Origin of the sequence: Stenotrophomonas maltophilia group sp. RNC7 (genome assembly GCF_030910085.1) — a bacterium.
Classification (GTDB): domain Bacteria; phylum Pseudomonadota; class Gammaproteobacteria; order Xanthomonadales; family Xanthomonadaceae; genus Stenotrophomonas; species Stenotrophomonas sepilia.
In genome coordinates, this window is sequence record NZ_JAVFVN010000698.1 from 1 (window position 1) to 23898 (window position 23898).

Genomic DNA, 23898 nt, shown 5'->3' on the forward strand with positions numbered 1-23898 from the left:
CCCGCTCTCCCTACCACACCACGGGTTTCGGTCATGAGGAGGTGCCCTATGGGGGGGGGGGGGTTTGGGCGGGGGGGGGGGGGGGGGGGGGGGTTTGGGGGGGGGTGGGCGGGGCGGGGGGGGGTTGGGGGGGCGGGTGGCGGAAAAACACCCGGGGGCGGGCCGGGGCCCGGCACTACCGGAAGGCGTCTCAGATCGTCTCGCCAAACGCCTTGGCCAGGTTCCGGTAGGCCTTCTTCTGCGCCTCGTCGGTCGCGGCCGGGGCCACGATCTCGATCTCGACGATCTGGTCGCCCTCCGGATTGCCCGGCAGGCCCCGCCCGCGCAGGCGCAGCTTGCGCCCGGCATCCGAATCGGCCGGGATCTTCAGTTCCACCGCGCCGCCCAGGGTCGGCACGCTGATGCTGGTGCCCAGCGCGGCCTGCCACGGCGTGACCGGCAAGGTGTAGAGGATGTTGCGACCATCGACCTCGAACTGCGGGTGTGCGGCGTACTCCACTTCCAGCAGCAGGTTGCCACCATGGTTGCCCTGCCCCGCCAGGCGGATCACCTGGCCCGGACGGATGCCCTTGGGCACGCGCACGTCCAGCTGCTTGCCGTTGACGGTGATGCGCAGGCTGTCGCCGCTGTAGGCCGCTTCCAACGGTACCGACAGCTTGGCACGGGTGTCGCGGTTGGGGGCATGGCCCTGGCTGCTGAACCCCGGGCCAGGACCGGCACCGCCGCGCTGGCGCGCGAACAGGCTTTCGAAGAAGTCGCTGAAGCCGCCGTTGGCGCCACCACCCCCGAACACTTCCTCGAAGTTGAAACCACCGGCGCCGCCGTAGTTCGGCGGTACGTTGAACTCCTCGCCCGGGCGATAGCCCTGCGCGCGCAGCTGGTCGTAGGCCGCGCGCTTTTCCGGATCGCGCAGCGCCTCGTAGGCCTCGTTGACCGCCTTGAACTTGTCCTCCGCCCCGGCTTCCTTGCTGACGTCCGGGTGGTACTTGCGTGCCAGCCGCCGGTAGGCGGTCTTGATCTCCGCCTCGCCCGCGCTCGGTTCCACCCCCAGGGTGGCGTAGTAATCCTTGAATTCCATCCAGCTACCTCGATCTGCTTCGGCCGCGCCGGTGGCGCCGCCCCGGGTTCATTCTACGCGCCGGCGATGCTCCGCCGCCCCTCGTGCGGCGCCAGTGAGGCCGACTGATCCTGCGCAATGCGGTTGCCATCGCCCTGCCCCAGGCTATGGCTGGAAGCCCGCTCCGCAAAGCCTGAAGATGGGGCCTGCACGCCGGTTTTCCAATGTCTTGACGTCCCTGTCCCATCCGGCCCACTACGCTGCCCCAGCAAGGAGTTCCCCCATGACCATCCATGTCGGCGACCGCATTCCGGAAGTGACCCTCAAGCGCATTCGCGAGGGCATTGAAACGCTTGATACGCATTCGCTGTTCGACGCGCGCAAGGTGGTGCTGTTCGCCGTGCCCGGCGCGTTCACGCCGACGTGCTCGGCCCGCCACCTGCCCGGCTACGTCGAGAAATTCGCGGCCTTCCGCCAGCGCGGCATCGATGTCTACTGCATCGCCGTCAACGACCCGTTCGTGATGAAGGCCTGGGCCGCCGATCAGCACGTGCCCGACGGCCTGCTGATGCTGTCCGACGGCAATGCCGAACTGACCCGCGCGCTCGGCCTGGAGCTCGACGCCAGTGCCTCGGGCATGGGCATCCGCGCGCGCCGTTTCGCCCTGTACGTGGTCGACGGCGTGGTCCGCGCCGCCTGGGTTGAACAGCCCGGTCAATTCGAAGTGTCTTCGGCCGACTACGTGCTGGAGCACCTGCCCACCTGATCTCCCACCGCAAGAGGAAACGGCCAGCCATGTCCAGCAAGCCAGCCAAAGCCCCCAAGCCCGCCGCGCAGATTCCCGGCATCAGCGAGCGCACGGCCCTGCGCGAGCGCGCCCGGCGCAACATCGAGGATGGTGCGATCACCGACAGCTACAGCGCCGACCGCAAGGTGGTGATCAAGCTGCTCAACGACGCACTGGCCACCGAGTACGTGTGCGTGTTGCGCTACTACCGGCACTACTTCATGGCCAAGGGCATGCTGGCCGACGCGGTGAAAGCCGAATTCCTTGAACATGCACAGCAGGAACAGGCGCATGCCGGCAAGCTGGCCGAGCGCATCGTGCAGCTCGGCGGCGAGCCGGATCTCAACCCGGATACGCTGACCGCGCGCTCGCATGCCGAATACAAGGAAGGCAGCGACCTGCGCGACATGGTCCGCGAGAACCTGGTGGCCGAACGCATCGCCATCGACAGCTACCGCGAGATGATCAACTTCATCGGCGACCGCGATACCACCACCAAGCGCATCCTCGAAGAGATCCTGGCGCAGGAAGAGGAACACGCCGACGAGTTCGCCGATCTGCTGGATGGGTGGATCGGAGAATAGCGGTTACGCCACACGCTCGCTGCCATCTGCCGCGTTGTAGAGCCGAGCCCATGCTCGGCTGACTGCACCACGCACGTCACAAGAGCAGCCGAGCATGGGCTCGGCTCTACAACAGCGTGGCAGTCATACGGGAAGTGCCAACCAAGGTTGGCACCTACCGGAGGACGTTGAACCGTACCTGGGTCCACGCGCCATCTGCTGCCAGCGCGGTCAGGGTATGCGCCCCGGGATCGGCGAACTCGCGCTGCATCAACTGCGCGCCGTGGGTCTGCGCGATCCAGCGGCCGTCCAGCAACCAGTCCACCGCCTGCTCGCTGCCCAGCGCGCGCAGCTGCAGGCGTACGCCATGTTCGGCGTTGGGTGCACGCGCCAGTGCGGCGCCATCATTGAGGCCATCGATGTGCAGCGCGACGCTGGCCTCCCGGCCATCATCACGGCAGTCCGGCGACAGCGCCGGCAGCTGCGAGGCGTCGCGCGTGGCCTTGGGCAGCCACGGCGACAACAGCGCCGGCCAGCGCGCGATCTCACGCGCGACTTCCTCATGCGGCAAACGGCAATCAGCGGAGACACGCAGACCGGTCCGCGCATCGGCCAGGTAACGTTGACGCCCCGGCTGCCAGCGCCGCGCCTCGCGCTCCGGGAAGGTCGGCGGTGCTGCGCCATCGAGCAGGTAGGCTGGCATCCTGCGCTGGCACAGTGCAGCCGGCAGTCCCTCGGCACGTTCGCCAGTGGGCCAGCAGATGTCTTGCTGGCTGACACTGGCCGGCATCGGCGCGGCCGCCGAATCACCACGCTGGCGCGGCAGGCTGTCCACCACTTCGAACATCAGCGGCAGCGCGGTGACCGCGCCGTACTGGCCCGGCAACGGAGTACCGTCCGGCCGGCCCACCCACACGCCCACCGTGTAGTGGCGGGTACTGCCGATCGCCCACGCATCGCGGTACCCGTAACTGGTGCCGGTCTTCCACGCCACGCGCGGGCGGCCACCGACATCGAACGTCCCGGCGCTGTATCCCGGGCGCGGGTTTGATTCGAGCATCTCGCGCACGATCCAGCTGGCGCCCGGCGAGGCCAGGCGCCGCTCGATCATGGGCTCGTCGTCGGTATAACGCACGCGGCCGGCGATACCGCTCCGGTTGAGCGCGGCGAACGCGCCGACCAGGTCTTCCAGGCGCGCGCCGGTGCCGCCCAGGATCAGCGACAGGTTGGGCGTACTGCCCGGCGGGAAGCGCAGCTGGATCCCGGCGTGCGACAGTCGGGCAGCAAAGCGCGCCGCGCCGACCCGCTGCAGCAGGTCCACCGACGGTACGTTGAGCGACAGCCGCAATGCGCTGGAGGCACCGATGGGCCCATTGAAGGCCATGTCGAAGTTGCCGGGGCGGTAGCTGCCGAAACTCTGCGGTGCATCGACCAGCAGGCTTTCCGAATGGATCAGGCCATCGTCCAGCGCCATCGCGTACAGGAACGGCTTGAGCGTGGAGCCTGGCGAACGCCAGGCCTGCACCATGTCCACGTGACCCAGCCGCTGGCGGTCACCGAAGGACAATGTGCCGACATAGGCGCGTGCCTGCAGGTTCCGGTTGTCGACCACCAGCAGGGCCGCCGAGGTACGCTCGGGCAGCGTCGAGAAATAGCTGGCCACGCGCTCTTCCAGCGTGCGCTGCAGGCCGATGTCGATGCTGCTCTGGATGCGTGCCTGGCCCGGATGCGCCGAGTGCAGGCGCTGCGCCAGCAGCGCGGCGTGCAAGGGAGGGCGCAGCGAACGCGCCACCACATTCTCGACGCGCGCATCCTCCACTTCTTCCGGTGTCCACGCGCCCAGCTCGGCCATGCGTGACAGGACCTTGTCGCGCGCTTTCTGCGCAGCTTCCGGATGGCGGTCCGGGCGCAGCCGGCTGGGCGCCTGTGGCAGCACCGCCAGCAGCGCAGCCTCGGCATGCGACAGCTGCGCCGCCGGCTTGCCCAGATAGGCCCAGCTGGCCGCTTCCACGCCTTCGATGGTGCCGCCGTAGGGTGCACGCTCCAGGTACAGGGCCAGGATCTGCTGCTTGCTCAGGTGCACCTCAAGCTGCACCGCACGCAGCATCTGCTTCAGCTTGCCCCACGGGGTGCGTGAGTGCGGATCGAGAATGCGCGCGACCTGCATGGTCAGGGTCGAACCACCGGACACGATGCGGCCGCCGCGCAGCAGCTGGCCGCTGGCCCGCAGGATCGCCAGCGGGTTGATGCCCGGATGGCGCCAGAACCAGCGGTCTTCATAGGTCAGCAACGCCTGCAGGTACAGCGGTGAGACGCTGTCGATCGAGGCCGGATAGCGCCACACGCCCTCGGCATCGGCAAATGCGCGCAATGGCGTGCCGTCGGCAGCCACCACCAGTGTGCTGGTATCACGCTGCTTCGGCAGCGGCGGCGGGAAGGCGAAATCCAGCACCAGCAGCAGCGCCAGCGCAGCGGCCATGCCCCAGCGCAGCCATGGCCACAGCGGCCGCCACCGGCGGCGCAGGGTCGCCAGCCGGGTCGTCATCGTGTTCTTCATTGCAGGCTGCCAGCAGGACGGGCCGCGCCGTCGCGGCCCGTCCGCGCGGTCACGGCTGTACCACCGTGATCGTGGTCGGGTTGCTGCGGCCGACACCGCGCAGCTGCGGCCGGTACATGTCCTCCACCAGCGGCGGCGGCACCGAGTAGGTACCCGGGGTCACCGCGCGCACCAGGTAGAACACGTTGGCCTTGCTGCCACGCGAGAGCTTCAGCGCAGCCACGTAGCGGTCGTCGCGGAACTCCTCGTGCTTGGTATCGGCGGCCTCACCCCGGTCGCTGATGGTGATGCCATCGACCACCACGTCGGCCCACTGCTTGGCATCGCCCAGGTTGAAGTTCTCGATCTCCAGGCCCGCCGGCAGCAGGTCGGTCAGCAGTGCATCGGGCATCGTGGTGTCGGCGGTGACGGTGACGCGCACGATCAGCGCTTCGCCTTCCTTCAGCGGGCGCGGCGACCACGGCTTGCCATCGGTACCGAAGTAACTGCGTTCAATACCCACTACGCTGTTGTCCGGTGCCGGTGCACTGCGCGGGATACCGGCCACGTCGATGCTGGCGAACATCGGCGGTTGCCCCTGCGGGGTGAAGCGCACGCCACTGGCCAGCTCGCTGGCGCTGAAGTTGCGTCCGAACAGCTTGCGCTCGCCGATCGCTTCGGTGGTGCCACCGATCACCAGCTCACCGGCTACCAGCGCCTTCTGGTTGGCGGCGAGCGCCTTGCCGAGGCGGGCAATCGCCACCTGCTCCTGCGTGCTCAGCCACATCCAGCCGGCATTGCGGCGCGCATCCAGGCCACGACCGAGGTCGACCGCGCGCGCGTCCCAGGCCGGCTTGGCCAACTTGTTCTCGTGGGTCAGCGCGATCATCAGCGCGTCATCGCGGATCGCGCTGCCGTAGTCGCCGAAGTACGACGGGCGCTCGCTGCTGGACTTGGCGAAGGCCGCCGCCAGCGCGGCCTGGCCACGCTTGGCATCGCCCTGCAGTGACAGCGCCACGCCCAGGTGGACCAGCGACAGGCCGCCCACCGCCTTGCTGCGCTCGTTGTCGTACAGCGTGCGCAGGGTACCCAGCGGCGCACGGTTGACCCGGGCCAGCACGTAGCCCGAATAGGCCTGGTTGGCGAACTTCAGCTTCTCGCGGTCATCCTGGCCGTAGAACTGATTGCCGCCGGACAGCAGATCCTCGCTCAGGCGGTTGAGCGCCTTCTGCAGCACGTTGTCAGGCACCGCAAAACCGGCGTCCTTGGCATCGAGCAGGAACTCGGTGATGTACGGCGTCAGCCACGGGTTCACGTAGCCGTCGTCACCCCACATCGAGAAGTTGCCGTTGGCCACCTGCATCGACGCCAGGCGACCGAACGCACCTTCCATGCGCTCGCGACGGGTCTTGGCATCCAGGCCGTCGGCACCGAGCATCGACGACGTCGCCTGGTCCAGGATCAGCGCCGCGTAACCCTTGCTGGTGGTCTGCTCGGCACAGCCATATGGATAGTTCAGCGCGCCCTGCAGTGCACTGGCGAACGGAATCGGCGGCAGCGGGCTGACCAGCAGGCGGGCATTGACCGACTCGGACATCAGGCCATCGGTCAGGCTGTTGTCGAGGCTGACCGCCGCCAGTGGATCGAGCGTACGCACCTGCGAACGCAGCACCTGCGGCCACGCCGCACGCACCGGCAGGTCGTAGCGGCGATCGGCCTTGAAGCCGTTGCCGTCCACCCGCACCCGCACCTTGGCCACGCTGTGGCCTTCGCGTGCCGACAATGGGAAGCTCAGCGTGGTCTTGGCGTCGGCATTCAACTGCACGCTGCGGCTGCCCTCGCCCAGGTTCAACGGGCCCTCGGTTTCCACCTTCACGTTGAACTGGCCCGGCTTGCCGGTGAAGTTCTGCACGTCCAGGGTCACGGTGCTGCGGTCGCCAGGGGCCAGCACGCGCGGCATGCTGGCTTCGGCCAGGATCGGTGCGCGCACTATGGTTTCCACGTCGCGCTTGCCGTACTGGTCATCGCTGTAGACCAGCGCCGACACGCGCAGGGTGCCGTTGAAGTCCGGCACTTTCAGGCGGATGCGGGCATTGCCCTTGGCATCAAGCTGTACCGGACCGGAGAACAGGTCCACGGTCTGCACGCGCGCGGTCGGGCGCTTGGCCTGCGGCAATGCCTGCAGCGCCATGTCGCCGCCGAACTTCAGCTTGCCGCTGCCACCATCGAAGCTCTCGATCACCCGGCTGTAGATGTCGTAGGCATCGATACCGAGGCGACGCTGGGCGAAGAAGTGTGCACCGGCATCGGGCACCGGGAAACGGGTGATGTTGAGGATGCCCACGTCCACCGCCGAAACGGTGACGTGCGCGGTCTTGCCGGCCAGCTGCGGCGCACTGACGGTTACCGGCAGGTCCTGCTCGGGCCGCATCTGCTTGGGCGCGACCAGGCCGACGGCCACTGTGCGGCCCTTGCGGTCCATCGGCACATGCACCACGCCCACGGCACGGGCCGGGGTGATCTTGCTCGGCGCACTGCCGCCACGGAACACCAGCGCAGTGATGTAGACGTCGTGGCGTTCCCAGTCGGCGGTGACCGGAATCTTGAAGGTCGAACCCGGCTTGGCCTCGATGTCCTGCACGTACAGCATGCGGTCGGTCTCGACCATCAGGATGCCCTTGCCGGCGTGCGGCGGGGTCACCGTCACCTCCAGGGTGTCACCGGCCTTGTAACCGGTCTTGTCCAGGCCCAGCTTGACCTTGTCCGGGCGTGCATCCAGGCCACGGTTGTCATCGCCCCAGCTCCAGCCCGCACGGAAGGGGTAGCGGCTGGTCAGGCCGGTGGACGGATCGAACACGTCCACCCGGTACTCGCCCCACTCCACCGGGAAATCAAAGGCGACCGCGCTGTTGCCGGCATCGACGGTTCGGGTTTCCTTGTTCTCGAAACGGCGGGTGAAATCGTAATCCCAGCGGTTGTCGTTGAAGGTCCAGTGGTAGTCGCGCAGCTCGCGCACCAGGGTGATCTTCAGGCCCTTGGCCGGCTGTGGCGTACCAGCGGCATCCACGCGCATCAGCTCGAAGCGCGCGTTGCCGTTGGAATCGGCGCCATCGTCCGGGTTGAACAGCGGCCGCACGCCGACCAGCGCATTGGCGGGCCACATTACCCGCTTCAGGGTGCGGGTGACTGTGCGGCCGCCGGTTTCATACAGGCTGCCGGACAGCACCACGGCGATCGGCGCCTTGGCCTTGGCGGCCTCTTCCGGCAACGCCACATCCTCGCGCAGCTGGCCATTGGCCGGCAGCGTGGTGTCGATCACGTCCTTGGCCTCGCGCGGCAGCTGCAGGGTCGGGTCACCGAAGAAATAGCCCGGCAGGCCGTCCACCGGCTTCTGTTCGGCGGCCACCGCCATGCGTGCGGTGAAGCGGTTGCCATCGGCCGGTGCGCCATACAGGTAGGCGCCATTGGCCTGCAGGCGCAGGTCCTCACCCGGCTTCAGCGTCTTCTGCGCGCTGTCCAGGTCCAGCTTCATGCGTTCGGGCAGGAACTCCTCGATGCGCAGGGTCATGCCCTGGATCGCTTCCTTGCTGGCCGGGTCGGTGCGGAACTCGACCTGCCAGCGGCCGGTCGGCGCCTCGGCGGGGATCACCTGCTCGAAATTGATGTAGCCCTGGTCGCCTGGCTGCAGGCGGGTCTCGCGGAAGGTCTTGCCGTCGGGCTGCTTCAGCCGCAGGAACACCGGTTGCGCCTTGACCGGCTTGCCGTCGTTGTCGCGCAGCAACGCGGACAGGCGCACGGTCTCGCCCGGGCGGTACAGATCGCGCCCGGACCAGGCATAGACATCGAACCACGCGTTGTCGCGGCCGGCCACGGCGAACTCGCTCAGGTCCAGCGCCGGCTGGTTGAACGGCAGGAAGCTGGTGTCCTTGCCACTGCTGGCGACCAGCACGTGAGTGGCATCCAGGGTGTAGTTCAGCAGCGCGTTGCCGTTGCCGTCGGTGCTGCCCTTCAGCACCACCTCGCCCTTGGCGTCGAGCACGCGCAGGTCGATGCCCTTCAGCGGCGCGCCGTCCTTGAGGCCGGCGGTATGGACGAACAGCTTGTCCTTGTAGGCGCGGGTATGCAGGCCGATGTCGCTGACCGAGAAGAACGCGGTATCGAACTCGCCCTCGTAGTCACCGGTGCGCTTGAGCAGGGCGAAGTACAGGCCCGGCTCCTGCAGTTCCCTGATGTCCTGGGTGGGCAGGTAGGTCAGCACCCGCTCGTTCTGCTTGCCGCCAAGGATGAAGCGGTTGACGTAGACCGGCTCGGCCAGCTTGTTGATCGGGCTGCGCTCGTAGTCGCTGCTCAGCTCCCAGCTGCCACGGCGGCCGCCGCGCTGGTACTGGCTGAAGAAGGTCGGAAGATCCTTCTCGCGCACGCGCAGGAATTCGACGTCGACTTCCGGCACGTTCACCGAGACCACCGGCAGGCCACGGCTGTCCTTGGCAGGCAGCACGCTGCCCTGCGAGGCGAAGCCAACCACCGGCTTCAGCTCGCCGCTGAACACCTTCTGCTTCAGTTCCTTGCCCAGGCGGCTGCCATCGGCGGCCAGCAGATCCGGCGAGACCACCAGGCTGAACTCCTTGCCGGCCTCGACGAACGGGTAGCGCAGGGTCAGGCCGTCATCGGACAGCGTCCAGCTGCTGTCTTCGGTGCCGACCTTCTCCTCGAAGCGCACCAGCGTGTCGAAATCCTGGGTGCCGACCAGCGGGCGCGAGAACTCCAGCGCCAGCGACAGGCCGTCATTCTTCTGGTCCGGGTAGGCGCGCAGCAGGGTGAATTCCTTCACCTGCTCGGCCTTGGTGGTGATCGCCTCGCCACTGGCCTTGGGCAACTGCCCGCTGTCGTTGCGGCAGCCGGCCAGGCCCAGCAACAGGCCTCCTGCCAGTACCGCCGCCGCCCATCCCCACCGCTTCCGCCGTGCCGGACCGCTCATGTCGTCACTCCTTGATCGAGGTGGTCATTATAGGCAGGCCGCGTCAAGGCGTTGGCGCCCCGGCGGTCGGAAACCCGGTTCCGCCCGGGACCCGGTAGCCGCCAACCTTGGTTGGCGCCCCCCACATGCCAACCAAGGTTGGCCTCTACCAGAGCGGCCCTACCCCGGCAGGTACAGGTCCACGTAGTCGGTCACCGGCATTGCCGCCAGCGCTACCGGGTCCAGTGATGCCGCCAGGATGCGCTGCTGCTGGACTGTCGGGAAGCGGTGGGCCAGGTGCCGGCGGAACTTGTCCATCAGCAGCGGAATGCCTTCCTCCCGGCGCCGGGCATGGCCGAGCGGGTACTCCACCAGTACCTCGGGCAGCTCAGTACCGTCGCTGAAGCGCACGCCCAGGCCATTGGCGATGCTGCGCTTGCCCGGGTCCAGGTAGTCGGCGCTGAGCTGCGGATCCTCATGGCAGGCCATCTTCGCCCGCAGGGCATCGATGCGCGGATCAGCTGCAACGTCGTCCTCGTAATCCTCGGCCACCAGCCGCCCGTGCAGCAGCGCGATGGCGACCATGTACTGGACGCAGTGGTCGCGGTCGGCCGGGTTATGCAGCGGGCCCTGCTTGTCGATGATGCGGATGCAGGCCTCCTGGGTCCGGATCGCGATATGCGCGATGTCCTCGACCCGCCGCCCCATCGCGCGCAACTGCTGGTGCAGCGTGATGGCCGCCTCCACCGCGGTCTGGCCGTGGAACTCGGCCGGGTAGCTGATCTTGAACAGCACGTTCTCCATCACGTAGCTGCCCAGCGGTCGCCCCAGCGTCAGTGCCTTGCCATGCATCGACACCGCTTCAAAGCCCCAGGTCGGCGCGCTGAGCACGCTGGGGTAGCCCATCTCGCCACTGGCCGCCATCAGCGCCAGGCGCACGCCACGGCTGGTCGCATCGCCAGCTGCCCAGCTCTTGCGCGAGCCGGTGTTGGGTGCGTGCCGGTAGGTGCGCAGGGACTGGCCATCGACCCAGGCCAGCGACAACGCATTGAGCATGCGCTCGCGATCCAGGCCGAGCAGCTGCGCAACCACGGCGGTGGTGGCCACTTTGACCAGCACTACGTGGTCCAGCCCGACCCGGTTGAAGGAATTTTCCAGCGCCAGCACGCCCTGGATCTCGTGCGCCTTGATCATCGCCAGCAGCACGTCGCGCACGGTCGGCGGGGGGCGCCGCAGGGCCTGCGCGTTGCGCCCCAGCCAATCGCAGACGGCAAGGATGCCCCCCAGGTTGTCCGAAGGGTGCCCCCATTCGGCAGCCAGCCAGGTATCGTTGAAATCCAACCAGCGCACCATCGCGCCGATGTTGAAGGCGGCCTGCACCGGGTCCAGCACGTAGTGCGTACCCGGAACGCGCGCGCCGTTGACCACGCTGATGCCCGGCACCAGTGGACCAAGCAGTTTGCTGCAGGCCGGGAAGGACAGCGCTTCCAGGCCGCAGCCCAGCGTGTCGAGCAGGCAGTGGTGCGCGGTCTGGAAGGCCAGGGGTGAGTCGATGCGCGCGTCGCGCACGTAGTCGACGATGCCCACCAGCAGCGCATCCCACGCTGCACGCTCGTTGGACGGGGTGTGGTTGTCGGACATCGTCGATCTCCTCGTTCCGGTGCACGGTTGCCCGTGCACCATGCCAACCAAGGTTGGCATCTACCAGAGCACTATTCGGCCGGCACCCGCACCTTGCCTTCCATCAGCACGCGGGCGCTGCGGCTCATGATGGCCTTGGTCACCGTCCACTGGCCGTCAACGAGGCCGGCCTGCGCGCCCACGCGCAGCGTGCCCGAGGGATGGCCGAAGGTTACTGCTTCGCGTTCGCCGCCACCGGCCGCGCGATTGACCAGCGTGCCCGGAATCGCCGCTGCGGTACCGATCGCCACGGCAGCGGTACCCATCATCGCGTGGTGCAGCTTTCCCATCGACAACGCACGTGCATGCAGGTCGATCGCCGAGGCCGGAATGGCCTTGCCACTGGACGACACGTAATCCTGCGCCGGTGCCACGAAGGCCACCTTCGGCGTGTGCTGGCGCGTGGCCGCATCTTCCAGGTTCTTGATCAGCCCCATGCGCAAGGCGCCGTAGGCGCGGATCTTCTCGAAGCGCTCCAGCGCCCCCTTGTCCTCGTTGATCGCAGGCTGCAGTTCGGTGCCGGTGTAACCCAGGTCGGTCGCATTGAGGAAGATGGTCGGAATGCCGGCGGTGATCATGGTCACCTCGAAACTGCCCACGCCCGGCACGTCCAGGGTGTCGACCAGATTGCCGGTCGGGAACATCGCGCCCGCATCGCCGTCATCGGACGGATCGATGAACTCCAACTGGATCTCGGCGGCCGGGAAGGTCACGCCATCCAGCTCGAAATCACCGGTCTCCTGCACTTCGCCGTCGCGCATCGGCACGTGGGCGATGATGGTCTTGCCGATGTTGGCCTGCCAGATGCGCACGGTGCACAGGCCATCGCGCGGTACGCGGGATGGATCGATCAGGCCGTTGGCGATCGCGAACGGACCCACCGCGGTGCTGAGGTTGCCGCAGTTGCCGCTCCAGTCGACGAAGGCGGTGTCGATCGAGACCTGGCCGTACAGGTAGTCCACATCGTGGTCCGGCACCGAGGCGGTGGAGATGATCACGCACTTGCTGGTGCTGGAGGTGGCGCCACCCATGCCGTCGGTCTGCTTGCCATACGGATCGGGCGAGCCGATCACGCGCATCAGCAGCGCATCGCGTGCGGCGCCCGGCACTTGCGCGGCGTCGGGCAGGTCCTGCAGGCGGAAGAACACGCCCTTGCTGGTGCCACCGCGCATGTAGGTGGCGGGAATACGGAGTTGCGGGAGGAAGGTCATGGTCGAATCCACGCGTTTGAATTTCAGGAAATGTCTTGCATCAGTGCGTCAAGACCACGATCAACGCACCACACGCGCATGATGTCCACGCGGTCCGGTAGATCGAGGTAATAGACGAGGTAGCGTTCGAAGCCCGGAACCAGCATGAACCGCAACGGCACCGGTAGCTGTGCTGCGAGGTCGGCGTGCCGGGTGGAACCCGAGCCTGGAAATACCGCGATGCGTTGAAGCGTGGCCTCCAACTCGGCGAGAAAGCGCCGACCCAGTATCAGCCCACCCTGCCGTGCGAACCACAGTGCGGCATCGGCTGCGTCGGCTTCGGCCCTGGGTCGCCATTCAATCGCCTTCACGCTCCATCCTTTCGGTCAGTTCACGACGCATGCGCTCGAATGTGTCGGCCGTCACCGGGACGCCAGGCCCAGAAGCCAGCCCCTCGGCTATCAACTGCTTGAGCAGCTCTTCAGCCTTGCTGCGCTGGCGCTGGCGGATCAGGTCACGCACGTAGTCCGACGTACTGGAATAGCCGCCTTCACGCACTTCCTCGTCCACGAACTGCTTGAGCGGGTCGGTCAGCGAAATGTTCATGGTGGCCATGAGACTCTCCATTGGCAGTTTTTGCCAAGTCAGTGTGCGCCCTGCCCAGGTGTCGGACAAGCCCGCCCCCAGCCTCCGGGGGCAGGCATTCAGGCCGGTATCACGCCACCTTGGCGCCTTCCAGGAAGTCCTGTGCGAAGCGCTGCAACACGCCACCGGCCTCGTAGATCGCCACTTCCTCGTCGCTGTCCAGGCGGCAGGTGACCGGCACGATCACGTCCTGGCCGTCGCGGCGGTGGATGACCAGCGTCAGCTCGGCGCGCGGAGTGCGCTCGCCGACCACATCGAAGGTCTCGGTGCCATCGATGCCCAGGGTCAGGCGGGTGGTGCCCGGCTTGAACTCCAGCGGCAGCACGCCCATGCCGATCAGGTTGGTGCGGTGGATGCGTTCGAAGCCTTCTGCCACGATCGCTTCCACGCCGGCCAGGCGGACGCCCTTGGCGGCCCAGTCACGCGAGCTGCCCTGGCCGTAGTCGGCACCGGCAATGATGATCAGTGGCTGCTTGCGCTCCATGTAGGTCTCGATGGCTTCCCACATGCGCATCACCTTGCCTTCCGGCTCCACGCGCGCCAGCGAACCCTGCTTCACGCTGCCGTCGTCGTTGCGCACCATCTCGTTGAACAGCTTCGGGTTGGCGAAGGTGGCGCGCTGCGCGGTCAGGTGGTCGCCGCGGTGGGTCGCGTAGGAATTGAAGTCCTCTTCGGGAAGGCCCATTTTCGCCAGGTATTCGCCGGCGGCACTGGAGGCCAGGATCGCGTTGGACGGCGACAGGTGGTCGGTGGTGATGTTGTCCGGCAGCACCGCCAGCGCGCGCATGCCCGACAGCGTGCGCTCACCGGCCAGTGCGCCCTCCCAGTACGGAGGTCGACGGATGTAGGTGCTCTGCGGGCGCCAGTCGTACAGCGGGCTGACCGCGGCGCCGTGCTCCACGCGCACATTGAACATCGGGTTGTAGACGCGGCGGAACTGCTCCGGCTTCACCGATGCCTTGACCACGGCGTCGATCTCGGCGTCGCTCGGCCAGATGTCCTTCAGGCGCACCTCGTTGCCGTCGGCGTCCACGCCCAGCACGTCCTTCTCGATGTCAAAGCGCACGGTGCCGGCGATGGCATAGGCGATCACCAGCGGCGGCGACGCCAGGAACGCCTGCTTCGCATACGGGTGGATGCGGCCATCGAAGTTGCGGTTGCCCGACAGCACGGCCGTGGCGTACAGGTCCCGGTCGATGATCTCCTGCTGGATGGCCGGATCGAGCGCGCCGCTCATGCCGTTGCAGGTGGTGCAGGCGAAGGCGACGATGCCGAAGCCCAGCTTTTCCAGGTCCGGCAGCAGTCCGGCCTCTTCCAGGTACAGCTGCACCGCCTTCGAGCCGGGCGCCAGCGAGGACTTCACCCACGGCTTGCGCAGCAGGCCGCGCTCGTTGGCCTTGCGTGCCAGCAGGCCGGCAGCGATCACGTTGCGCGGGTTGGAGGTGTTGGTGCAGCTGGTGATGGCGGCGATGATCACCGCGCCATCCGGCATCAGGCCCTGCGCCTGCTCGGCCTTGCCCGCTGCCAGCTTGGCCTCGTCGGCGATGCCGCGCTCGGCCAGCTCGGCGGTCGCCACGCGCTTGTGCGGGTTGGACGGGCCGGCCATGTTGCGCACCACGCTGGACAGGTCGAAGCGCAGCACGCGCTCGTACTGTGCGGTGGCCAGGTCGTCAGCCCACAGCCCGGTGGTGCGCGCATAGTTTTCCACCAGCGCGACCTGCGATTCCTCGCGGCCGGTCAGGCGCAGGTAATCGATGGTCTGCCCGTCGATGTAGAACATCGCGGCGGTCGCGCCGTATTCGGGGCACATGTTGGAGATGGTGGCGCGGTCACCGATGGTCAGTGCCGCCGCCCCCTCGCCGAAGAATTCAAGGTACGCACCGACCACGCGCTCCTTGCGCAGGAATTCGGTGAGCGCCAGCACCACGTCGGTGGCGGTGATGCCCGGCTGCGGCCTGCCGGTCAGCTCGACGCCGATGATGTCCGGCAGCCGCATCCACGAGGCACGACCGAGCATCACGTTCTCGGCTTCCAGGCCGCCCACACCGATTGCGATCACGCCCAGCGCATCCACGTGCGGGGTGTGGCTGTCGGTGCCCACGCAGGTATCCGGGAAGGCCACGCCGTCCTGCACGTAGACCACCGGCGACATCTTCTCCAGGTTGATCTGGTGCATGATGCCGTTGCCCGGCGGAATCACGTCAACGTTCTGGAACGCCTGCTTGGTCCAGTCGATGAAGTGGAAACGATCTTCGTTGCGGCGATCTTCGATCGCACGGTTTTTCTCGAACGCCTGCGGGTCGAAACCACCGCACTCCACCGCCAGCGAGTGGTCGACGATCAGCTGCACCGGCACCACCGGATTGACCTTGGCCGGGTCACCGCCCTTGTCGGCGATCGCATCACGCAGGCCGGCCAGGTCAACCAGTGCGGTCTGGCCGAGGATGTCGTGGCAGACCACGCGCGCGGGGAACCATGGGAAATCGAGGTCGCGGCGGCGCTCGATCAGCTGCTTCAGCGAGTCGCCGAGCGTGGCCGGATCGCAGCGGCGCACCAGGTTCTCGGCCAGCACGCGCGAGGTGTACGGCAGCGTGGCGTAGGCGCCGGGCTGGATCGCATCGACGGCGGCGCGCGCATCGAAATAGTCCAGCGTGCTGCCGGGGAGGTTCTTGCGGTAATCGGTATTCATGGGCTGGCGGAATGCTTGAGGCGGGCCGGGTGCCGGCAATGCGGCGGCGAAAGCACCCGGCCGGCACAGGGCCGGCCGGATGGGGACAGCAGGGGATCAGACGCGTTTGTCGATGGCGACGAAGTCGCGGTCTTCCGGACCGATGTAGTTGGCGCTCGGGCGGATGATCTTGCCGTCGATGCGCTGCTCGATGATGTGCGCGCTCCAGCCGGCGGTACGGGCGATCACGAACAGCGGAGTGAACATCGCGGTCGGCACGCCCATCATGTGGTAGCTGACGGCGCTGAACCAGTCCAGGTTCGGGAACATCTTCTTGATGTCCCACATCACCGATTCCAGGCGCTCGGCGATGTCGTACATCTTCATGCTCGACTGTTCTTCGGACAGCTCGCGGGCCACGTCCTTGATCACCTTGTTGCGCGGATCGGAGACGGTATAGACCGGGTGGCCGAAGCCGATCACCACTTCCTTGCGCTCGACGCGGGCCTTGATGTCTTCCTCGGCCTCATCCGGATTGTCGTAGCGCTTCTGCACTTCGAACGCCACTTCATTGGCGCCGCCGTGCTTCGGGCCACGCAGTGCGCCGATGCCACCGCAGATCGCGCTGTACATGTCGCTGCCGGTACCGGCGATGACACGACAGGTGAAGGTCGAGGCGTTGAACTCGTGCTCGGCGTACAGGATCAGCGAGGTGTGCATCGCCTTCACCCACGATTCCTGCGGCTTCTCGCCGTGCAGCAGGTGCAGGAAGTGGCCACCGATCGAGTCGTCATCGGTTTCCACGTCGATGGCACGGCCGTTGTGGCTCCAGTGGTACCAGTACAGCAGCATCGAACCGAGGCAGGCCATCAGCTTGTCGGCAATGTCGCGCGCGCCCGGATGGTTGTGGTCATCCTTCTCCGGCGCCACGCAGCCGAGCACGGACACACCGGTGCGCATCACGTCCATCGGGTGTGCCGACGGCGGCAGTTCTTCCAGCGCGGCCTTCACCGCGGCCGGGATGCCACGCAGCGACTTCAGCTTGGCCTTGTACGAAACCAGCTCGGCGCGGGTCGGCAGCTTGCCGTGCACCAACAGGTAGGCGATTTCCTCGAACTCGCTGGTGTTGGCCAGGTCCAGGATGTCGTAGCCACGGTAATGCAGGTCGTTGCCGCTGCGGCCCACGCTGCACAGCGCGGTGTTGCCGGCGGCGGTGCCGGACAGGGCGACGGACTTCTTCGGCTTGAAGGTCGGGGTTGCGGTCGTATCGTTCATGTTTCCCTCCGAAACTTGATGGTGCAGGGTACTGCTTATTTCTTGGCGGCGAACAGCGCATCGAGCTGCTGCTCGAAGGCGTGGTAGCCGATGCGGTCGTAGAGTTCCTCGCGGGTCTGCATGGTCTCCACCACATTTCGCTGGTGGCCATCGCGGCGCACCGCCTGGTAGACGTTCTCGGCCGCCTTGTTGGCCGCGCGGAACGCCGACAGCGGGAACAGCTGGATCGCAACACCGGCCGAAGCCAGTTCATCGCGGCTGAACAGCGGGGTGGCACCGAATTCGGTGATGTTGGCCAGCACCGGCACCTTCACCGCGTCGACGAAGCGGCGGTAGGTGTCCAGGTCGTAGGCCGCCTCAGCGAAGATTCCGTCGGCACCAGCCTCGACACAGGCGATGGCGCGCTCGATGGCCTTGTCCACGCCGTCCACCTGGATGGCGTCGGTACGCGCGATCAGGAAGAAGTCCGGATCGGTCTTGGCATCGGCGGCAGCCTTCACGCGGTCGACCATTTCACCCTGCGAGACGATCTCCTTGCCAGGACGGTGACCGCAGCGCTTGGCGCCGACCTGGTCTTCAATGTGGCAGGCGGCCGCACCCGCCTTGATCAGCGACTTCACGGTACGCGCGATGTTGAACGCGCTCGGACCGAAGCCGGTGTCGATGTCGACCATCAACGGCAGGTCGCAGACATCGGTGATGCGGCGCACGTCCACCAGCACGTCTTCCAGGGTGTTGATGCCCAGGTCCGGCAGGCCCAGCGAGCCCGCGGCAACACCGCCGCCGGACAGATAGATGGCGCGGAAGCCGGCGCGCTTGGCCAGCAGGGCGTGGTTGGCGTTGATGGCGCCGATCACCTGCAGCGGCGATTCGGCAGCCAGCGCCTCACGGAAGCGGGCACCGGCGGAGAAAGGGGCGGAAGCGGTCATGCGGCGATCCAGGTTGAAGTACGGGACAGACAGCGCAAGCCCCATGCCAAGCTGCAAGCCGTTGATTTCACGGGGACGACCGCCACGCGATAGTGAAACATATGAAACATTGAAACGGATGTATCATGAAACATCCCGTCGACCTCCCGCCGCCATGTACCCGCCCCGCTCACCCCTGCGCCATGCCGACGCCGACCCCGGTCGCCCCGTGATCTGGACGGTCAGCGTCTCTCGCCTGACCGGCCTGTTGGGCGACGTCATTCCCGAGTTCGACCGCCGTGCGCGCATCGAGCAGATCAACCTCGGCTTCGAGGAAGCGGTGGACGTGATCGGCCAACGGCTGCGCCGCGAGCACTGCGACGTAGTGATCGCCGGCGGCTCCAATGCGGCCTGGCTGCGCGGGCGGCTGGAGTTGCCACTGGTGCCGATCCAGGCCAACGGCTTCGACCTGATGGAAGCACTGGCCCGGGCACGACGGATCGCCAGCCGCATCGGCCTGGTCACCCACGCCAGCGACGTACCGGTGTTCAGCAACTTCCAGCAGCGTTTTGGCCTGGAGATCGAGCACCGTCGCTTCGTCACCCGCGAGGACGCACGCGATTGCATTGCCGACCTGCGTGCCAACGGCATTGAGGTGATCGTCGGCACCGGCATGGCCATTGACCATGCCGAGCAGGCCGGTCTGCCCGGCGTGCTGCTCTATTCGGCCGACTCGGTGCGGCAGGCGTTCGAACATGCGCTGGAGCTGACCCAGGCCCTGGCCCGCTCCACGGGCAGCCGGCCGCCCCTGCGCCGGCGCCCGACAGTACGCAGCGACGCGCACGAACTGCTCGGCGACAGCGACGCGATGGCGCAGGTACGCGCTCAAATCGCGCTCTACGCACCGCACGACAGCACGGTGCTGGTCACCGGCGAAACCGGCACCGGCAAGGAACTGGTAGCGCGTCAACTGCACGCCGCCAGCGGCCGTCGCGGGCGCTTCGTGGCGCTGAACTGCGGCGCCATCAGCGAATCACTGCTGGAAGCCGAACTGTTTGGCTACAGCGATGGTGCCTTCACTGGTGCACGGCGCGGTGGTCGCGTGGGCCTGGTCGAGGCCGCCGATGGCGGTACGTTGTTCCTGGATGAGATCGGCGAACTGCCGCTGCCTTTGCAGACCCGCCTGCTGCGCGTGCTGGAAGAACGCGAGGTGCTGCGTGTCGGCGCTACCGAACCGACCGCAGTGGACGTGCGCGTGGTGGCCGCCACCCTGAAGTCGCTGGAACAGCACGCTGCGACCGGCGGCTTCCGTCGCGACCTGTATTACCGGCTGGCCGCACTACGCATCGCCCTGCCCCCGCTGCGTGTGCGGCGCAGTGACATCCCGCTGCTGGCACAGCACTTCTTCCGCCAGCTGCGCGGCATCGACGCGCCACTGGACGAAGCTGCGATGGCAATGTTGACCGCCGCTGAGTGGCCCGGCAACGTCCGCGAACTGCGCAATCTGGTGGATCGACTACGCATCCACTGGCAGCCTGGGGAAGGATTGATCGATGCAGCGCGCCTGCTGCAGCTCGCGCCCGAACTGGTGAAAGAAAGCGCCACCATGTTGCCGCTGGAAAGCAACGGCAAGCGTCCGCCGCGCGCGCAGTTGGAAACGCTGTTGCAGGATCACCGCAATGACCGTGAGGGGATGGCACAGGCGTTGGGGGTATCCCGCACCACGCTGTGGCGCTGGCTGCGCGCGGAGGGGCTGTAGAGCCGGGCCCATGCTCGGCTGCGCGTGCGGAAACATCAGCCGAGCATGGGCTCGGCTCTACAACGGCAGCCCGCCGGCCAGCAGCAGCTCGATCTCCTCCACCTGCACCACCGGCACCCGCCATGGATGATGCGGCACGATGCCCTGCTCGAAGATGCGCTGCAGCCGCTGCGGATCACGCGGCAGGCAGAACTCCAGGCGCACGCTGTCGACCACTTCGGTGTGGCCCGCCTCACCCTGCACGGGCGACGCCCCCGCGCGTGGGCGGAACTGCTCCAAACCCGGCGCCGACCACCACATCCCGTGCTCGTAGTCGCCGGCCACGAGCGCATCCACCGCGAGGATGCCCTGCTTCACCGCGTCCAGGGCTGCCGGCGGCACGAACACCACCACGCGGTACAGCGGCAGGCGTTGCACCGGCCAGCCTTACGGATACAGCAGGCGCTTGCTCCAGCGCCCTTCGGCACCGGCTTCATAGCACCAGCGCTCGTGCAGGCGGAACTCCGCGCCGTACCAGAATTCGATACGGTCAGGCACTACCCGCAGACCACTCCAGCCGTCCGGACGCGGCACGTCCTTGCCGTCGAAACGTGCCTCGACCTCCGCCACGCGGGCATCGAACTCCTCACGCGTCGCCAGCGTCTTCGACTGCTGCGAGGCCCACGCGCCGATCTGGCTCATGCGCGGACGGCTGGCGAAATAGGCATCGGCTTCGGCATCGGCGACCTGCTCGACGCGACCCTCGATGCGCACCTGGATACCGGCCTCGCGCAGGCTGCGCCACAGGAACAGCAGTGCAGCCTGCGGATTGGCCTGCAGCTCCCGGCCCTTGTGGCTGTCCAGGTGGGTGTAGAACACGAAGCCACGCTCATCGAACGCCTTCAGCAGCACGGTGCGCGCCGAGGGACGGCCGTGCGTATCGGCGGTCGCCACGGTCATGGCGTTCGGCTCGACCTCGCGGCTCTGTTTGGCCTCTTCGAACAGGCTGGCAAACGTGGACAGGGCTTCGGCGTACAGGTCGCTCATGGTTGCGTTCTTCTCACACGGATTGGGCTATTGTGGCTGCATGGTCGCTGCTGCGTATATGCCCCAGGTGAAAGGATTCCCCGAAACATTGGCCGAACAGGCGCTGGATGATGCGCTGGGCAGCAGCGCAGCGGTTCCAGTATTGGCGATCAGCGGCCTGCAGGGGAGCGGCAAATCGACGCTGGCCGCGCAGGTCGTGGCCCGTGCCCAGGCGCGCGGCCTGAACGCGGCCACGCTGTCGATCGATGATGTCTACCTGACCCGCGCACAGCGCCAACGGCTTGCCCGCCAGGTGCATCCACTGCTGATCACCCGGGGCCCGCCGGGCACCCATGACCTGCCGCTGGCCCACGCAGTGCTGGATGCGGTGGCCGCACGCCAGCCCTTCGCGATGCCGCGTTTCGACAAGCTGGCCGACGAACGCCTGCCAGAAGCGCAATGGCCGCGCCTGCAACAACCGCTGGACCTGCTGGTGTTCGAAGGCTGGTTCCTGGGCACGCCCGCGCAGGATGGCATCGCGCTGGACAGCCCGTTGAACGCGCTGGAGCGCGAGGCCGACGCCGATGGCCGCTGGCGGCGCTGGTGCAACCAGGCGCTGGCCCGCGACTACCCCGCGCTGTGGCAGCGCTGCGACCGGCTATGGTTCCTTCAGCCGCCGGATTTCTCGGTGGTACCGCGCTGGCGCTGGCAGCAGGAGCAGAACCTGCAGGCCGCGCAGCCGGGCCGGCACGGCATGAGCCGGCCGCAGCTGGAGCGTTTCGTGCAGTACTACGAGCGGGTCAGCCGGCAGGCACTGCGCACGCTTCCCACGCTCGCCGACCACGTCGTGGTCCTGGACGGCCAGCGGCAGGTGCAGGCCGTGCGCTGAGCGCGGCTACTCCACCAGGAAGGTCACCCGCAGGTTGACCCGCCACTCGGTGATCTCGCCGCTGCCATTGGTGACCACCTTGGTCTCGTTCACCCAGGCGCCCTGGATGCCCTTGACCGTCTCGGAGACCTTCTTCAGCCCGCTGCGCACGGCGTCCTCCACGCTTTTCGGCGAGGAGGCGGTGATTTCGATGACCTTGGCGACCGTCATGGCCTGTACTCCGGCTGGCGCGGGAGACCCCGCAGGAACACCTACCCTGACGTGAAGGACGTAAAGGCCAGGGCACGGAGGTGTTAGCATCACAGGGCATGAATCCTGCTCCGAACCTGATCCTGATCGGCCCGATGGGCGCCGGCAAAACCTGCATCGGCCGCCGCCTGGCCGAGCGCTTCACGCTGGACTTCGTCGATGTCGACCAGGCCATCGTCGATGCCGCCGGCGCCAGCATCCCGACCATTTTCGAGCACACCGGCGAAGCCGGCTTCCGCAGCCATGAGCGGCAGGCCCTGGCCCGCGTGCTGGAAGGCCGCGGCCAATTGGTCTCCACCGGCGGCGGCGCGGTGCTGGACCCCGGCAACCGCGCATTGATTGCCCGGCGCGGCTTCGTGGTCTACCTGCGGGTCGGCGTGGCCGCGCAGCTGGAACGCCTGGCCCGCGACAAGGGCAGGCCGCTGCTGCAGCGCCCGGACCGCGAGCAGGTACTGCATGATCTGGCCGCACAGCGCGACCCGCTGTACCGAGAACTGGCCGACCTCACCCTCGATACCGACCCGTATACCGCTGCCGACGCGACTGCCCAACTGGTAGTCAAGCTGGCCACGCAATGGCAGCGCCAGGACATGACCGCATGACTTCCCCCGCCCTGCTGCAGGTCGCCGTTGGCGGCGATCGCCCCTACTCCATCACCATCGGCGCCGGTGCCCTGGCCGATGGCGCTGCATTGGTTTCACACGTGCGCGGCCGCCATGTGCTGCTGCTCAGCGACAGCGAAGTGGCTCCGCGCTATATGGCGTCGGTCAAGCAGACGTTGTTGACCGCACGCCCCGACCTGATCGTCGGCGAGCACGTGCTGGCCGCCGGCGAAGCCTCGAAGACGCTGGCCGAATTCGGCCGTGCCATCGAAGCGCTGGCCGCGCTCGGCGCCACCCGCGACGCCTGCGTGTTCGCCCTCGGCGGCGGCGTGGTCGGTGACCTTGCCGGCTTTGCCGCCGCCTGCTGGATGCGCGGCGTGGACTGCGTGCAGCTGCCGACCACCCTGTTGGCGATGGTCGATTCGTCGGTGGGCGGCAAGACCGCGGTCGACATCCCTGCCGGCAAGAACCTGGTCGGCGCGTTCCATCCACCGCGTGCGGTGATCGCTGATACCCGCGTGCTGGCTACCCTGCCGCCGCGCGAACTGCGCGCGGGCCTGGCCGAAGTGGTGAAGTACGGCGCGCTGGGCGATGCGGTGTTCTTCGAATGGCTGCAGCAGCATGCCGATGCGCTGCTGGCCGGCGAGGATGCCACGCTGGCCGAAGCCATCGCGCGCAGCTGCCGGCACAAGGCCGCCATCGTCGAGCGCGATCCGTTCGAGAAGGGCGAGCGTGCCCTGCTCAATCTCGGCCACACCTTCGGCCATGCCATCGAGACCGAGCAGGGCTACTCGGCTCCTGGCCGCGATGCGCTGAACCATGGCGAAGCCGTGGCGGTGGGCATGGTGCTGGCGGCAAAGCTGTCCACCGACCTGGGCCTGGCCGACGACGCCGACCGCGCTCGCCTGCAGGCACTGTTGGAACGCCTCGGCCTGCCGGTGGCGATCCCGGCCGGGCTGGACCCGCAGGCCCTGCTCGGCCGCATGCGCCTGGACAAGAAGAATGTGGCCGGCCGCCTGCGCCTGGTGCTGTGGCGCGGCATGGGCCGCGCCGAAGTGGTGCCGGACGTGGATGAAGCGGCGGTGCTGAAGGTGCTGGGCGCGGGCTGACCTTTCCGCGTTCGCCGGG

At 67.4% G+C, this 23898-nt stretch carries 19 protein-coding genes; 6 read left to right on the forward strand and 13 right to left on the reverse strand.

All coding sequences use genetic code 11. From position 1 onward, the window contains the following. Positions 1 to 190: 190 nt before the first annotated feature. Positions 191 to 1078 (reverse strand): DnaJ C-terminal domain-containing protein, encoded by an 888-nt coding sequence (locus RCF13_RS14760; protein WP_061478849.1) that lies wholly within the window; start codon positions 1076 to 1078, stop codon positions 191 to 193. A 262-nt stretch (positions 1079 to 1340) separates the two neighbouring features. Between RCF13_RS14760 and RCF13_RS14765 the strand changes: the two genes are divergently transcribed. Further along, the gene (locus RCF13_RS14765; protein WP_134967752.1) at positions 1341 to 1823 is read left to right on the forward strand and encodes a peroxiredoxin; all 483 of its coding nucleotides are present in this window, start codon (positions 1341 to 1343) and stop codon (positions 1821 to 1823) included. A gap of 29 nt (positions 1824 to 1852) precedes the next feature. Beyond that, on the forward strand, positions 1853 to 2428 hold the full coding sequence (locus tag RCF13_RS14770; RefSeq protein ID WP_049413447.1) for a ferritin-like domain-containing protein: 576 nt from the start codon (positions 1853 to 1855) through the stop codon (positions 2426 to 2428). Between the two features lie 154 nt (positions 2429 to 2582). On the opposite strand, the gene pbpC is transcribed toward RCF13_RS14770, so the two are convergent. The 9 genes from pbpC to prpB all read right to left on the reverse strand — a co-directional run bounded on the left by pbpC (position 2583) and on the right by prpB (position 18287). Beyond that, on the reverse strand, positions 2583 to 4964 hold the full coding sequence (gene pbpC / locus RCF13_RS14775) for a penicillin-binding protein 1C (RefSeq protein ID WP_134967753.1): 2382 nt from the start codon (positions 4962 to 4964) through the stop codon (positions 2583 to 2585). A gap of 49 nt (positions 4965 to 5013) precedes the next feature. Then, complete coding sequence (locus RCF13_RS14780) at positions 5014 to 9921, reverse strand: alpha-2-macroglobulin (protein WP_154351237.1); 4908 nt, start codon at positions 9919 to 9921, stop codon at positions 5014 to 5016. A 159-nt stretch (positions 9922 to 10080) separates the two neighbouring features. Then, positions 10081 to 11541 (reverse strand): bifunctional 2-methylcitrate dehydratase/aconitate hydratase, encoded by a 1461-nt coding sequence (locus RCF13_RS14785; RefSeq protein ID WP_061478854.1) that lies wholly within the window; start codon positions 11539 to 11541, stop codon positions 10081 to 10083. 71 nt (positions 11542 to 11612) lie between these two features. Next, positions 11613 to 12791, reverse strand: a complete 1179-nt coding sequence (gene prpF / locus RCF13_RS14790) for a 2-methylaconitate cis-trans isomerase PrpF (protein ID WP_134967754.1) — start codon at positions 12789 to 12791, stop codon at positions 11613 to 11615. Positions 12792 to 12814: 23 nt separating this feature from the next. Continuing rightward, positions 12815 to 13141, reverse strand: a complete 327-nt coding sequence (locus RCF13_RS14795) for a type II toxin-antitoxin system RelE/ParE family toxin (RefSeq protein WP_019338676.1) — start codon at positions 13139 to 13141, stop codon at positions 12815 to 12817. Beyond that, positions 13128 to 13385, reverse strand: coding sequence for a type II toxin-antitoxin system ParD family antitoxin (locus tag RCF13_RS14800; RefSeq protein ID WP_019338677.1), 258 nt, complete (start codon positions 13383 to 13385; stop codon positions 13128 to 13130). The genes RCF13_RS14795 and RCF13_RS14800 overlap by 14 nt, the downstream gene beginning before the upstream one ends. Before the next feature lie 100 nt (positions 13386 to 13485). Next, on the reverse strand, positions 13486 to 16104 hold the full coding sequence (gene acnD / locus RCF13_RS14805; RefSeq protein ID WP_181357842.1) for a Fe/S-dependent 2-methylisocitrate dehydratase AcnD: 2619 nt from the start codon (positions 16102 to 16104) through the stop codon (positions 13486 to 13488). A gap of 96 nt (positions 16105 to 16200) precedes the next feature. After that, a complete protein-coding gene (gene prpC, locus RCF13_RS14810) occupies positions 16201 to 17358 on the reverse strand; it encodes a 2-methylcitrate synthase (RefSeq protein ID WP_049413436.1) in 1158 nt (385 codons plus the stop codon). Between the two features lie 35 nt (positions 17359 to 17393). Continuing rightward, a complete protein-coding gene (gene prpB / locus RCF13_RS14815) occupies positions 17394 to 18287 on the reverse strand; it encodes a methylisocitrate lyase (protein WP_005418360.1) in 894 nt (297 codons plus the stop codon). Positions 18288 to 18441: 154 nt separating this feature from the next. Here prpB and prpR point away from each other — a divergent pair, with 154 nt between their 5' ends. After that, positions 18442 to 20025, forward strand: a complete 1584-nt coding sequence (gene prpR, locus RCF13_RS14820; protein ID WP_134967755.1) for a propionate catabolism operon regulatory protein PrpR — start codon at positions 18442 to 18444, stop codon at positions 20023 to 20025. Positions 20026 to 20082: 57 nt separating this feature from the next. Here the strand turns inward: prpR and RCF13_RS14825 are convergent, their stop codons facing one another. Then, on the reverse strand, positions 20083 to 20442 hold the full coding sequence (locus RCF13_RS14825) for a hypothetical protein (RefSeq protein ID WP_134967756.1): 360 nt from the start codon (positions 20440 to 20442) through the stop codon (positions 20083 to 20085). A gap of 9 nt (positions 20443 to 20451) precedes the next feature. Beyond that, entirely contained in the window at positions 20452 to 21051 is a 600-nt protein-coding gene (gene pdxH / locus RCF13_RS14830) for a pyridoxamine 5'-phosphate oxidase (RefSeq protein ID WP_134967757.1), read from the reverse strand. 40 nt (positions 21052 to 21091) lie between these two features. Here pdxH and RCF13_RS14835 point away from each other — a divergent pair, with 40 nt between their 5' ends. Further along, the gene (locus tag RCF13_RS14835; RefSeq protein WP_134967758.1) at positions 21092 to 21919 is read left to right on the forward strand and encodes a kinase; all 828 of its coding nucleotides are present in this window, start codon (positions 21092 to 21094) and stop codon (positions 21917 to 21919) included. 6 nt (positions 21920 to 21925) lie between these two features. Here RCF13_RS14835 and RCF13_RS14840 read toward each other — a convergent pair whose 3' ends face one another. After that, positions 21926 to 22129: a dodecin family protein gene (locus RCF13_RS14840; RefSeq protein WP_005410663.1), complete on the reverse strand. Its 204-nt coding sequence runs from the start codon at positions 22127 to 22129 to the stop codon at positions 21926 to 21928. 98 nt (positions 22130 to 22227) lie between these two features. On the opposite strand from RCF13_RS14840, the gene RCF13_RS14845 reads away from it, so the two are divergent. Beyond that, positions 22228 to 22770 carry a shikimate kinase gene (locus tag RCF13_RS14845; RefSeq protein ID WP_061478864.1) on the forward strand — a complete coding sequence of 181 codons (543 nt, stop codon included), beginning with the start codon at positions 22228 to 22230 and terminating at the stop codon, positions 22768 to 22770. Then, complete coding sequence (gene aroB / locus RCF13_RS14850; protein ID WP_154351239.1) at positions 22767 to 23879, forward strand: 3-dehydroquinate synthase; 1113 nt, start codon at positions 22767 to 22769, stop codon at positions 23877 to 23879. Before RCF13_RS14845 ends, aroB begins: the two co-directional genes overlap by 4 nt. Positions 23880 to 23898 lie beyond the last annotated feature (19 nt).